Origin of the sequence: Bacillus cereus group sp. N8, assembly GCF_016483685.1 — a bacterium.
Classification (GTDB): Bacteria; Bacillota; Bacilli; order Bacillales; family Bacillaceae_G; genus Bacillus_A; species Bacillus_A proteolyticus.
Genome location: NZ_JAEHBK010000066.1, coordinates 1 through 11,889 on the forward strand (window position 1 = coordinate 1; position 11,889 = coordinate 11,889).

Below are 11,889 nucleotides of genomic sequence, written 5' to 3' on the forward strand. Positions count from 1 at the left end.
AATAAATTAGAGTTCGATAGAACTCTTTACTTAGGAATCCCCCTCTTCTAAACGAAGTGAAAGTGGGGGTAGTTCAATCATCTCGTGTTATTCTACGAATAGTTTAAGGTATAAGTACTTCTTAATTTGATATTTAGTGCTGATTCACTGAAAACATATATTTTTTAAATGTATTTGAATGAAAATTGGAATGAGCTATTTTAAACGAAATCATATTTAAGGGATATATGTGATGCCTCATTTCAAGGCATTCAATTAAAGGCCAGTGATGAAAAAGAACAACATGTATGTTGCGTAGATTTATTGAATGGAGCGCGACATTCTAGTGTAGTAATTGATATGAAAGCTTTAGGAGACGTTAACGCAGATAAGATTAAAAAAATCAGAGAGATTATAAACTCTTAATAAAAATTTCATTTTGTAGAAAAAAAAACCCTAGTTTCCTAGGGTAATGGTATAACAGCTCAATATATTTTATTCTTTTATATTGTAACGTAATATTATGTTAAAAACATCAGGGAAATGTAACCAATTGCAGAAAATAAGAGCAGCTAGCAAAAGCTAACTGCTCCCTGCAAGGAGATACAGAGAAAACTATGTTAAATGAATTCTGGCTAACAGCCTATCTACAGTATTGACGGAATAATTGATAATTAAACGAAGGATGTTTTAAATAGTCTTATTTTAATTTAGGGTTGATTCCAAAAAAGTGACATACCAACAAAATACAAAATTATTAAAAGGAAAATTGTTATGAAAATAACTAAAAAAATCATTTTCATCAGTAGATCTCCTTTATGAATAATATTAATTTTTATCCAGAATTTTAACAAAATAATCCTTTGTGCGACACGTTTCCTTATAAGTGTGTAAACACGAAATGGGAGGGTCATCAATTTGATAACAACAACTGATTGACTGAAAGTAGGAATGAAAGCCGTCAGGTTGAGCTGAAACTACTTATCTAATACTCCTACATGCAAGGCGTGATAGTAGTCACAAATTGTATGAAGCTAGGTGAAGTCGGCTGAACAAAACCTAAGTGAGAAATCATATGGTAATGGATAGGTCGGGATGCTACAAAACATCTATGGTGAGAATGTCTAAAATAACGGACTGGCGAACTTGCGAATATACGGGTCTAAATTATTAATACATAAGAAATATGTATGTCGTCAATGACGATGTTATCTACCGAATAGTAAGATTAAAGGATATGAAATTCGGAACATCTAACGATGATGATGTAAAGATAACAGGCTTACAGCAAGCACCTAAGGATATATGTATAGCTAGGTCAATCGGAACGTGGTAAGCAAGAAACTGTCACCAACGCCTACTAGGGGGCAGATGCATATAAGGTTCTAACGAACCGAAATTGTTTCATTCTTGTGAAGGTGGGGACACAGTACCGACGAAACATGTAACGAATGTGGAGGGATAGTTCCTAGTCTTGTTCTTTGCAAGCTAAATTAACTAGATGTAACTCACAGGATCGAGTAAGATGATGGGACTTTTCGTAAGAAAGGGGAATTAATACGTTGGTGAGTACAACATTGTTTGTAATCTAGTTGCTTTAGTATAGCAGAATAAGATGGGGCGCTGTATGCGATGAAAGTCGCACGTACAGTGTTAAGCGGGGGAAAAGGTGGAGATAACTTCAAAGTCTTACCTATCGCAACTGCACAAGAATTTTTACGATTATACACAAAAACAGCAGGCAACTGATTAAGTTGCCCGCCATGTTCTTGCACGGCACGGAGGAGCGCTTTCCGTTTTGAAAGAGTGCAGCCGGGGAAAGATTGGCTTAGAGATAGTATGTGCGATATAAAAAAGATTATTCGAAAAAGGAAATTGGATATTTAAAATCTTAACAAAATAGTTATTTAATGGGATGTTGATAATAAGCGATTATCATTAAATTGCTCATTGATTAATGATAATTGCTTATATATCGAAAAGCTATTTAGCTATTAGAAATATAGTTTCATCAGCCTTGGAAAACCCATACAACTTTCTTCCGAACTGTAAAATACCTTCTTCACTCTCTGTTAAAGTTTTAATATCATTTTCAAGATAGTGTCCAACGTTCTTTAAATAAGATAATTTTTGTTTTTCATTATTAAGTATAATTTGTTTTTTCTTAATCATTTGCTCCTGCTTATAAAGGGAGATTTGGGCGGAAATAACAATAGGTAGCATAAAAGCTAGCGCTAGTAAAAGACGACGTCTTAGTTTTTTATTCGTTTGTTGGTGATTGTTAGAATTAATTTGGTTTTTTAGGGATGATTGTTGTGATGGTAATTTTGGGATGCTTCCCATTTTAATGCCTCCATTACTAATTATAAATTTAAAATGTTTAAAAGGATTATATTATGCTAAATGGGTAATTTTGAATCTATTTTGGTAAAGATAGGTTTTGTAAAATTTAAATAACATCATTATTTGAATGTAAAAAAGCCCTCACATAAACGTAAGGACTTTTCTAAAATGAAAGTTTTGGTTTTCAATTATCATTATATACAATAAATGAAGTATATTGAAGTGAAATTTTAACAAAAACGCTATTTTGTACACACAAAAAAGGAACGTTTGACCAAGGCGCTCCTAACCGCTAATAAATACCCAGTCTCATTAAAATTTATGTTGTTTTTATCTAATTATGATTATAAAAATTTCATTTTGTAGAAAAGGGGAATGGATATGGGCCTGAATTTAGAAGGTGTTAAATACTTTATACAAACAGCTGAAGGAGAAAGTGTGGAAATACAGGGTGGTATTCAAGAAATCGATATTTCTTCTGATGAAACAGTTGAATCTGGTTTTGATTTTAGTAGAGAAATAAGTGTTCCTTGCACATTTGAAGAGCCCCAAAATATAAAAGAGCTGCAAGATATAGGTTTTACACGACAACAAGCATGGAATATTCATTTTCGTAAGGGTGAGAGTTGGAAAGAAAACTAAACTAAACAAAATAATCATTTTAATAGAAAGCGAGGTTGGCAGAGTGGAAGATAAAGTAAAGCTATTAGGTGCAGACGGAATGTGCGGAATGGAGTTTACAGGAAATAAGGTTAATGTTTATAACGATGCAGGATACGTAATGGAAAGTATGACAACAAGGGAGCATGTTCAGGAAGTTATTGATTTTCTTGAAGGCTGCAAGAAAGAAATGGAGGAATAAAAATGGGTTCTGGTGCAAAAGTGGAATAAAAAATAATAAAGTGCATAGATTCCTAATGGAATCGTATCTTATGCTGCAAGTCCAAATAATTGATGGATGAACTCTTTCTGACTTTGGACAGACTGGTCCCGTAAATCAACCTGTTCTTTTTTCATCATATGCATGGCTTCTACTCCAGAAAGAATGGATGTAGCTGTGTCAAAACATTTGAACCCTAGCATAGAACGAATTCGCTTCTTTATAAAGCGATGATCTTGTTCTACTATGTTATTCAAGTACTTTTGTTGTCTAAGTCGCATACCACCAGGTATGCTTTTCTTTTTTCAACTGTTCAATTGCTATAGGATAAGCTGGATTCTTGTCGACCGTTATAACACGAGGCTTTGAAACATGAATAGACCGCAAAGCTTTCTTGAAAAAGCGCTTTGCAGCCTTCTGGTCTCTTGTTTTGCTTAGGTAAAAATCAATTGTATTTCCTTTCGAATCAACAGCACGATACAGGTACATCCATTGACCTTTTACTTTGATATATGTTTCATCGACTCTCCAGGAGTCATTTGTTTGTTTAAGATGACGTCGGATTCGTTTGTCCAATTCAGGATCGTACTGATGAACCCAACGCATAATCGTTGTATGAGAAATGGATAAGCCCCGTTCCTCCATCATTTCTACTAAATCACGAAAACTGAGGTTGTACCGTAGGTACCATCTTACCGTTAACAAAATAATATCAGGCTGATAATGCTTCCATTTGAATACATTTTCCTTTTCCATACCAATCACGCACCTTCTTTAGATTAGTAGTATCAGTATGTCCAAGATTTGTAGATTTATTGCAATTGTCCTGAATTTTTTGCACCAGACCCGTAATTTGTTCGTTAGAAAATGAACAATTGATCGTATTAGAAAAGGTTTAAAAATAAATCTTTTCTTTTCATCTAATAAATTTACCTTTAAAGACTACATAAATACCTTTGACCATATTTGTAATTCTTTGTAAAATGATATACAGAAAGATTATGGATATACAGGTAATCTATGGATAGTAGTTTCTAAGAAATTATTCGGGGAAAGTTTCTTAGTTAAGTATATTAACTTGTTTGCACTAAATTTTATAAATAAAGGGGTATTAGGAATCATGAAAGCAAAGAAATTAGTAAGTTTAGCGTTACCAGTTATGTTATTGAGTGGTTGTATTACAATTGAAACTGATGATAAGAAAGCTGAACCAAAGAAAGAAGAAACGCAAAAGATAGAAAAAGAGAGTAAGTCAACTGATAGCAAGAAAGAGGATAGCTTATCTGTAGCGAAAGGTGAAGATAAGGAGACAAGTAAGTCAAGTAAGTCAAGTACTTCTAACTCTACTAGTTCTTCCAACTCTTCTAGTAAGGTAACTGGTTCAGAAGTTGACAAATACAAGCAAGATATTTTAGACAATGCAAATAAAATAGACGAAACACTACGATTGATTGAAGACTCAGCAAAATCAGACATTAAATCAGTAAGCTTAAAGAAGAGTGAAATACAACTTGTAACAGGTGGGTCACAAGCATATGTAAGAAAAATAAAGTATCTTGAACCACCAACTGAACTGAAAGCAGAGCATGACAAGATAAAAGAATCAATGGACTTATATTATGATGCATTCCAACTCCTTTCAGAAGCAGTAGAGGAAGAGAGTGAAAGTAAACTGAAAGAATCAATTATAAAATCAAATCAAGGTGCAAAGCTATTCGAAGAAGCAACAAAGAGTATTGCAAGTAAAACAAACTAATAATCAAAATTCATTCAAATAGGGGTATGATGTATGAAAGCAAAGAAACTTGTAGCGTTAGCAGTACCGTTCATGTTGTTAGTAGGTTGTGGAACTGATAAAACAGAAGCAAAGCCGAAAGAGAAAGTAGAGTCTAAAGAAGAGACAAAGGAGAAGTTGTCAAAAGAGAAGTATCCACTACGTATGACAAAGTTATCTTCTGAGTTAGTGAATCAAATCACGGTTATAACTGAGATAGCAATGGATAAAGACAAAGATGAAAAGGTTTTAAAGAAAGAGATAATAAAAGAAGAGTCTGAGTTACAGAAAATCATTGCTAAGTTTAAGAAAATAGAACCGCCAAAAGAGTTTGAAGACTCACATAAAGAGATCTTAAAAGCTGTAGATTGTTACAGTAAAGCCTATGCATTACAAGTTGAAATTATAAAAGGCAAAGGAAAAGTTACAGATGAAGACCGAAATAAGTCTCAAAAGTCAATGGAATTAATTAAAGAAGGTAATGAGTATTGGCAAAAAGGCTATGCACCACTTCAAGACGCTCAATTAGACCAAGCAAACGCTATTGGTAAGAAAACAGGAGTACAGTTCGATAAGCCTTCAACTTCTAATTCTGATGATGACAGTGTACAAGTATCAAAAGACGGTAAGGAGTTACTAGGTGAATGGGGTAGTTATAAAGGTTCCGAATTCCATAAAGGGTTAGACTTCCGTGAAGATAATTCATTTACCGCTTATGATGATACAGGTAAAACGTCTTATGAAGACAATCATATGACAGGAACATGGTTATTCGATGCAGACAAGAAGCAAGTCACACTGTTACCTACTGAGTTTGTAAAAGACGGTAAGAAGATAGATGCAAAGAATACAAATGCATTTGTAGAGTATAAACTTGAGTTCTTACGAGCAGGTTCTCTAAAAATGACTGACGACAAAGGCAATACAATAACAGGGGAAAGACGTAAATAATCATTCAATTAAAGGGGTAGGAGAAATGAAGAGTAAGAAACTAATAGGTGTCACTGTTCCACTCCTATTATTGTTTGGTGGTTGTTCTCCTGACAAAGTAAACATCAAGACAGAAAGCAAACCACTACAAGAAAACAAGGTGAATAAAGTGAAACCTGTAGATGTAGGTAATTATTCAATAGAAGAATACATTAATTCTCTTTCAGACATAGCTTTAGAAATGGAGGATAAGGTGACGGAAATGGATAATCTACTTGTAGGGGAAGACCTTCCATTACATAGTAAGTATAAGTATATAAAACTAGCAGAAGAATCAATAGACTTGTCAGTACAAGCTAGAGAGTTAAAAATACCAAAAGAATTCGAAGAAGTACATAAAGACGTTGATAAAGCTATGCAGATGTACAGTACTGGTTTTCAGTATCAAATAGACTATGTTAAAAAACCAGACCCTAAAAACTCAAATAAAGCTATAGATGTTATAACAGAAGCAGGTAACTTATGGGTAGAGACATCTGAGAGAATAGGCAAAGAATACAGTAAAGCATTATTACAATAATCTCATTAATAGGGGTATGAAGTATGAAAGCAAAAAGACTTGTAACGTTAGCACTTCCAATCATGTTATTAGGAGGTTGTGCTACAGATAAAGCAGAGACTAAAGCAAAAGATAAAGTAGAAGTAAAAGCAGAAGAGAAGGATAAGCTAGAGGGAACAGACTATCTGTCTCGTATGTTTGCATTAGATAATACATTTGAGACAAAAGTAGCTGAACTAGGTGAATTGTCTGCAAAAACGAAGGACAAAAGCAACGACATAAAGGAATTAAACAAAGAAATACTGAAAAAAGCAGACGAAATAAATGAAGCACTTGCTGATTTCGATAAAGTAGAACCACCTAAAGAATTTGAAGAACAGCATAAGACGATTTTAAAAGCAGTAGACTGTTATAAGGAAGCATTTGAAACACAAATCAAACTTGGAAAAAGTAATTCAGTTACAAAAGAATCGACTAAGAAGATGAAAGAGTTAATGTCAAAAGGTAATGACTACTTAAAAGAAGGGTATACACCTCTTAAAGAAGCTTATTCAGAAAAGATGAAGTCAAAGGTTAATGATATGCAAAATAAAAGTGTAGGAATATCCCAAGGCGGTAAAGAGTTACTAGGTGAGTGGGGTAGTTCAAAAGATGGTAAGTTTACGAAAGGATTAGACTTTAAGGAAGATGGTACATACATTATATACGATGATGTAAACAACACACCTTATGAGAATACCCATATGCAAGGTAAATGGTCTTATAACGTAGAAAAGCAACAAGTCAATATGACAATAACCGAGTTTGTAAAAGACGGTAAGAAAGTAGACCCTAGTCAAATAAAAGAATCTGTAGACTATGATGTTATGTATTTCGAATCAGATTCCTTAGTTATGATGGATGCTGAGGGAAACAAGATAGACGTGGTAAAACCTAAGTAAGTCACTGTAAAGGTTCTAAGGGGTAAGACAAAGAAATGTAAACAGGCTATCTAACAAAAGGTAGTCTGTTTACATGGTTCTGGTGCAAAAACTTCAAGATAATTGCAATTAATCTCTAAATCTTGGACATACTGATACTATTACTCTACAAAAGGTGCGTGATCAGTATGGAAAAGCGAAATTTATTCAAGTGGAACAAGATCATCGATTTATTAAAAAGCGAGTTCGTTCGATGTTAGGATTGAAATCCTTTCGCACAGCTACACCCATTATTTCTGGAATAGAAGCTATGCATATGGTAAAAAAAGGGCAACTTATTTTACTGGACAAGTCTGTCCAAAATCAAGTGAAGTTCATCCATCAACTATTTGGAATTGTTGCTTAAGACTAGATTCCACTAGGAAACTTTTCGCCTCTTTATATCTTTCCTAAGTATTTGCACCAGAACCAACAGTATTCCACACACTAATTGCATTAATTAAGAGGTTTAGTGCACTACTTCTTTGAAGTTGATCTTATAGCGCTCTTTCTCGTAATTCACCATGTTTTCCAAAGAAAATAGCGAAAGTCAAGGCGATGAACACATTTACAAAATGACAAAACTGTAAGAATGCACGAATGTTTGTAAGAAAGTTCGATGTTTTCCTTTTTCTTTTTTTATTATAGTGAGAAAGAAGAAGGAGGGATTTGAAAATGTCTTTTTCTCAATTCAATATTGATATTTTTCGAGCAATTAATGATTTAGGTAAACAATATGTCTCATTTTTTCAACTTCTAATTGGAATTTAATTTTGGTTTACAACATAACGATTTCTTTATATTTAAATATAAAGAAATTAAACGATTTTTAACCTCTTTAGAAATCTAATTTAACCTTCGTGAAATATAATAAATATAAGGTGGTGTTTATATGAAATATATTGTTGAAACAAATAATCTAACTAAAAAATATAAAAAAAGTAGTGTGGTTAGTGGTGTAAATCTAAAAATTCCTGAAGGTGAAATTTATGGATTTTTAGGACCCAATGGTGCTGGAAAGACAACTAGCATTAGAATGTTATTAGGCTTAATTAAAGCGACTGAAGGCAATATTACAATTTTCGGTAAAGATTTAAATGAAAATCGTTTATCTATTTTATCTGCTGTTGGAGCACTAGTGGAAAATCCTTCTTATTATGCACATCTCAACGCAATTGAAAATTTAGAAGTTTATAGACTTTTAAGAAATATACCAAAAGAAAAACTACATGCTGTTTTAAAAACTGTCGGACTGCAGAATGCAGCACACCAAAAAGTTAAAGAATACTCTTTAGGCATGAAACAACGTCTTGGCCTTGCCATTGCATTACTTGGTGATCCTAGATTATTAATTTTAGATGAACCGACAAATGGACTTGATCCCCAAGGGATACATGAAATGCGTGAATTAATAAAGAGCCTTGCTAAGGAAAGAGGCATTACTATACTAGTATCAAGTCATTTATTAAGTGAAATAGACCAGATGGCTACATATGTTGGGATTATTTCAAAGGGACGGCTCATTTTCCAGGATAAAATTGAAGTTTTACGACAACATTCACATAATTCAATTAAGATTTTAGTTAATAAACCTAAGGAAGCATGGAAAATCATTCTTGCTAGTGGTATACCGTCAGTGATGGAGGAGGATAAAATTGTTATATCTAATACTGATAATACAGCTATAGCTAAGATTGTGAAAGCTTTAGTAGCAAATGATATATCTGTATTCCGTATTGAAGAAGAAAAAAATTCACTTGAAGATATTTTCCTAAACATCGTAAAGGAGGAACAAAACGATGTACAAATCCCTCTTAGCATCTGAATTTCTTAAATTAAAGCGTAAGTGGGTTTGGTTTTTAATAATGATAGCCCCAATAGGTGTTATTGTACTTCAAGCAATAAATTTCAGTTTAAGATACGATTACTTGATAGAAAAATATAAAAATGATTTGTGGGGAGGGCTACTTTCAAATGTTCAGTCTCTTTCCCTTCCAGCTATACTACTAGGGATTACAATTATTACTTCTATAATAGCCCATTTAGAACACAGCTCTACTTCTTGGAAACACCTTTTAATACTACCAATAGAAAAAAGAAAAATATTTATAGCTAAATTTATATTAAGTTTTATTTTATTATTTATATCTTGCTCCATTCTCTTTATAGGGAGTATTTTTTTAGGTATAGGATTAGATTTTGGATATTCTATTCCATGGTCAAAAGTAATAAAAATTAGTTTTTTCCCTTACTTTTCTGCCTTACCAGTTTTAGCATTACAATTATGGTTATCCATTGTTTATAAAAATCAAGGAATCACATTAATAGTGGGGGTTTTAGGTACAGTATTAGCACTATTCTCAGAATCCTTGCCAGATTGGATTATATGGAAATTACCCTTACTTGCAAGTAAATCAAATACAACTACACTGTTAGGGGCTACAGTTGGGGTTTTACTAATTTTGATAGCAACATTTGATTTTGTAAGAAGGGATGTGGATAAATAATGCTAAATTTAAGATTATCTTTGGCTGAATTCCATAAGATTAAAAAGACAAAGATCTGGCTACTATTATTTATTAGTCCCCTTTTAACAGGGATGTTAACTTACCTAAAAGTGAGTGATACATTAGCATCTTTAAATAATTTGGAAATTATTTATTCATTTGCTTCAATAATACACGCTATGATCTTTCTCCCATTATTAACTGGAATTTTTACTGCTTTTATCTGCCGTCACGATCATTTACATGGTGGGTGGAAGCAATTACTAGTTCAGCCTATAAAACGTTATCAACTTTACTGTACTAAAGCTATTTTTGTGCTTTTTTTTATAATTATTACTCAACTTTTATTCCTTTTAGAAATAATTATAGTAGGTTCTATTTGCGGGATAACAGGACCTTTTCCTACAACATATATATTCAAATCTTTAATAGGTGGAATATTTACAACATTACCTTTAATAGCACTTCAAATGTGGCTTTCCGCAATATGGTCTAGCTTTGCTGCTCCAATGGTAGTATGTGCTGGTCTAACGATACCTGGTATGATAATTAGTCAGTCTGAACGATTTGGTCCAATTTATCCATGGAGTCAACCCCTTTTAGCTATGTTACCTTCAGGTAGTGAAACAGGGCTATTATTTATTTCTACAAAAAGTATATTAATTGTATTGATTAGTTTTATTGTATTGTTCGCAGGGGGACTAATCAATTTCAATAAAAAAACATATTAATGTAAATAATAATGATTTTATATAATCACTTTAATATACAAGGATGATTACTAATGAACATAATTACTTATCTTTTAGCTATATTAACTCTAATTGTTATGATTGCTACCATTATTTTTGATATGAATTTACCGTATAAATTAAATCACTGGTTAAGTATTCTATTAGCTCCATTTGTTATTATATTAGGTTTCTATAGTAATAAAAATTCTAATTTTAATAAATAAATTAGAAGAAAAATATAAAATCTCCTATTGCCATCAAGGTAAGAAATTCGTAGTTACATAAAACGAAATAATGAGCTAAATTCTTATAAATCACTAGCCTTAGAGAAGTAATTTTTTCGTTCTGGGGCATTTATTTTTCTTAAGTTGATGGATGTGTGGTGCTACCCCTTTATTATAAATTATCGAACTAATGACATATATCGGTTATATAAGTTAGAACATTCCTTCATACAATCCCAATATATATTTCTGATTTCCTTATTCGGACATAATTTTAGATAACCTTCACTTTCTAATATGGAAATAAGAGGTTTCATTTCATAATAATATTCATAATTTTCCTCTTGTGTTAAAAGATTTTTATAACATTCCAATATTTTAATGTAATTGTTATCTATCAAACGATAGTTACATTTTGCTAACTCCGAATAATAAAAATTGTTTATTTCCCCTGACATATATTTAGAAAGAGATTTTTCGTCATCTCCTAAATAAGAAAGACTGGCTTGAGAGTAGTAACGATATCTACCATCCCTATACAATGTTTTGGAAATAAGGAATTTATGCCATTTTATTACTTCTTCATAACGAAATCCTAATACGTTATAGCCATTTGAAATCATAACAGGTTTACGATTCAATATATAATCAAAAATAGCAACATTCAATTCACTTACATCGAGATGAGTAATCGAAGCCCAACAAATATAATTGTTATCCAATCTCCCTAAAATACACACTTCTTTATCAGGGCTAACATAAATCTCAAAAGAAACTTCTTTATCATCTATTTTATAATTAGGTTTAATATAATTATTTCGATTAACTAAATTATATTCTTCCATATCCAATATCTAAACCTTCCTTCGATTTAATCAATATCACCATAGATTATTAACAATATCTGTCTCTTAAACTCTAACTTGAACTACCCCCACTTTCACTTCGTTTAGAAGAGGGGGATTCCTAAGTAAAGAGTTCTATCGAACTCTAATTTATT

12 protein-coding genes and 3 pseudogenes are annotated in these 11,889 nt (G+C 32.3%); 11 read left to right on the top strand and 4 right to left on the bottom strand.

Annotation, left to right across the window (positions count from 1 at the left end):
* Window positions 1-1,962: 1,962 nt before the first annotated feature.
* Window positions 1,963-2,322 carry a hypothetical protein gene (locus JDS80_RS29580; RefSeq protein ID WP_002187112.1) on the bottom strand — a complete coding sequence of 120 codons (360 nt, stop codon included), beginning with the start codon at window positions 2,320-2,322 and terminating at the stop codon, window positions 1,963-1,965.
* 381 nt (window positions 2,323-2,703) lie between these two features.
* Between JDS80_RS29580 and JDS80_RS29585 the strand changes: the two genes are divergently transcribed.
* Window positions 2,704-2,964, top strand: a complete 261-nt coding sequence (locus JDS80_RS29585; RefSeq protein ID WP_002191413.1) for a hypothetical protein — start codon at window positions 2,704-2,706, stop codon at window positions 2,962-2,964.
* Between the two features lie 43 nt (window positions 2,965-3,007).
* Window positions 3,008-3,184, top strand: coding sequence for a hypothetical protein (locus JDS80_RS29590; RefSeq protein WP_002187114.1), 177 nt, complete (start codon window positions 3,008-3,010; stop codon window positions 3,182-3,184).
* A 68-nt stretch (window positions 3,185-3,252) separates the two neighbouring features.
* Here the strand turns inward: JDS80_RS29590 and JDS80_RS29595 are convergent.
* Window positions 3,253-3,958 (bottom strand): IS6 family transposase gene (locus JDS80_RS29595; RefSeq protein WP_414645836.1). Its coding sequence is split into 2 segments (ribosomal slippage): window positions 3,253-3,493 and window positions 3,492-3,958, totalling 708 coding nucleotides; the frame shifts between segments, so codons are not numbered across the junction.
* A gap of 364 nt (window positions 3,959-4,322) precedes the next feature.
* Between JDS80_RS29595 and JDS80_RS29600 the strand changes: the two genes are divergently transcribed.
* The 5 genes and pseudogenes from JDS80_RS29600 to JDS80_RS29620 form a co-directional block, all read left to right on the top strand.
* The gene (locus JDS80_RS29600) at window positions 4,323-4,958 is read left to right on the top strand and encodes a hypothetical protein (RefSeq protein WP_199640692.1); all 636 of its coding nucleotides are present in this window, start codon (window positions 4,323-4,325) and stop codon (window positions 4,956-4,958) included.
* Window positions 4,959-4,991: 33 nt separating this feature from the next.
* Entirely contained in the window at window positions 4,992-5,927 is a 936-nt protein-coding gene (locus JDS80_RS29605; protein WP_199640693.1) for a DUF7018 domain-containing (lipo)protein, read from the top strand.
* A gap of 25 nt (window positions 5,928-5,952) precedes the next feature.
* Entirely contained in the window at window positions 5,953-6,486 is a 534-nt protein-coding gene (locus JDS80_RS29610; RefSeq protein WP_199640694.1) for a hypothetical protein, read from the top strand.
* 23 nt (window positions 6,487-6,509) lie between these two features.
* The gene (locus JDS80_RS29615; RefSeq protein WP_199640695.1) at window positions 6,510-7,406 is read left to right on the top strand and encodes a DUF3994 domain-containing protein; all 897 of its coding nucleotides are present in this window, start codon (window positions 6,510-6,512) and stop codon (window positions 7,404-7,406) included.
* Window positions 7,407-7,596: 190 nt separating this feature from the next.
* A pseudogene (locus JDS80_RS29620) lies at window positions 7,597-7,791 on the top strand (DDE-type integrase/transposase/recombinase); the annotation flags it as partial.
* A 64-nt stretch (window positions 7,792-7,855) separates the two neighbouring features.
* Here the strand turns inward: JDS80_RS29620 and JDS80_RS32195 are convergent.
* A pseudogene (locus JDS80_RS32195) lies at window positions 7,856-7,981 on the bottom strand (Tn3 family transposase); the annotation flags it as partial.
* A gap of 118 nt (window positions 7,982-8,099) precedes the next feature.
* Here JDS80_RS32195 and JDS80_RS29625 point away from each other — a divergent pair.
* From JDS80_RS29625 to JDS80_RS29640, 4 genes and pseudogenes are all read left to right on the top strand, one after another.
* Window positions 8,100-8,162 (top strand): annotated as a pseudogene (locus JDS80_RS29625) (undecaprenyl-diphosphatase); the annotation flags it as partial.
* 154 nt (window positions 8,163-8,316) lie between these two features.
* Window positions 8,317-9,249: an ABC transporter ATP-binding protein gene (locus JDS80_RS29630; protein WP_199640696.1), complete on the top strand. Its 933-nt coding sequence runs from the start codon at window positions 8,317-8,319 to the stop codon at window positions 9,247-9,249.
* Window positions 9,224-9,931: an ABC transporter permease gene (locus tag JDS80_RS29635; protein WP_063225639.1), complete on the top strand. Its 708-nt coding sequence runs from the start codon at window positions 9,224-9,226 to the stop codon at window positions 9,929-9,931. The genes JDS80_RS29630 and JDS80_RS29635 overlap by 26 nt, the downstream gene beginning before the upstream one ends.
* Complete coding sequence (locus tag JDS80_RS29640) at window positions 9,931-10,662, top strand: ABC transporter permease (protein ID WP_199640697.1); 732 nt, start codon at window positions 9,931-9,933, stop codon at window positions 10,660-10,662. The genes JDS80_RS29635 and JDS80_RS29640 overlap by 1 nt, the downstream gene beginning before the upstream one ends.
* A gap of 406 nt (window positions 10,663-11,068) precedes the next feature.
* Here the strand turns inward: JDS80_RS29640 and JDS80_RS29645 are convergent, their stop codons facing one another.
* On the bottom strand, window positions 11,069-11,740 hold the full coding sequence (locus JDS80_RS29645; RefSeq protein ID WP_199640698.1) for a hypothetical protein: 672 nt from the start codon (window positions 11,738-11,740) through the stop codon (window positions 11,069-11,071).
* Window positions 11,741-11,889: the final 149 nt, after the last annotated feature.

Bases quoted from the DNA above. Each gene is read 5' to 3' on its own strand.
- JDS80_RS29580 (WP_002187112.1), bottom strand. From the start codon at position 2,322: ATGGGAAGCATCCCAAAATTACCATCACAACAATCATCCCTAAAAAAC.
- JDS80_RS29585 (WP_002191413.1), top strand. From the start codon at position 2,704: ATGGGCCTGAATTTAGAAGGTGTTAAATACTTTATACAAACAGCTGAA.
- JDS80_RS29600 (WP_199640692.1), top strand. From the start codon at position 4,323: ATGAAAGCAAAGAAATTAGTAAGTTTAGCGTTACCAGTTATGTTATTG.
- JDS80_RS29605 (WP_199640693.1), top strand. From the start codon at position 4,992: ATGAAAGCAAAGAAACTTGTAGCGTTAGCAGTACCGTTCATGTTGTTA.
- JDS80_RS29610 (WP_199640694.1), top strand. From the start codon at position 5,953: ATGAAGAGTAAGAAACTAATAGGTGTCACTGTTCCACTCCTATTATTG.
- JDS80_RS29615 (WP_199640695.1), top strand. From the start codon at position 6,510: ATGAAAGCAAAAAGACTTGTAACGTTAGCACTTCCAATCATGTTATTA.
- JDS80_RS29630 (WP_199640696.1), top strand. From the start codon at position 8,317: ATGAAATATATTGTTGAAACAAATAATCTAACTAAAAAATATAAAAAA.
- JDS80_RS29635 (WP_063225639.1), top strand. From the start codon at position 9,224: ATGTACAAATCCCTCTTAGCATCTGAATTTCTTAAATTAAAGCGTAAG.
- JDS80_RS29640 (WP_199640697.1), top strand. From the start codon at position 9,931: ATGCTAAATTTAAGATTATCTTTGGCTGAATTCCATAAGATTAAAAAG.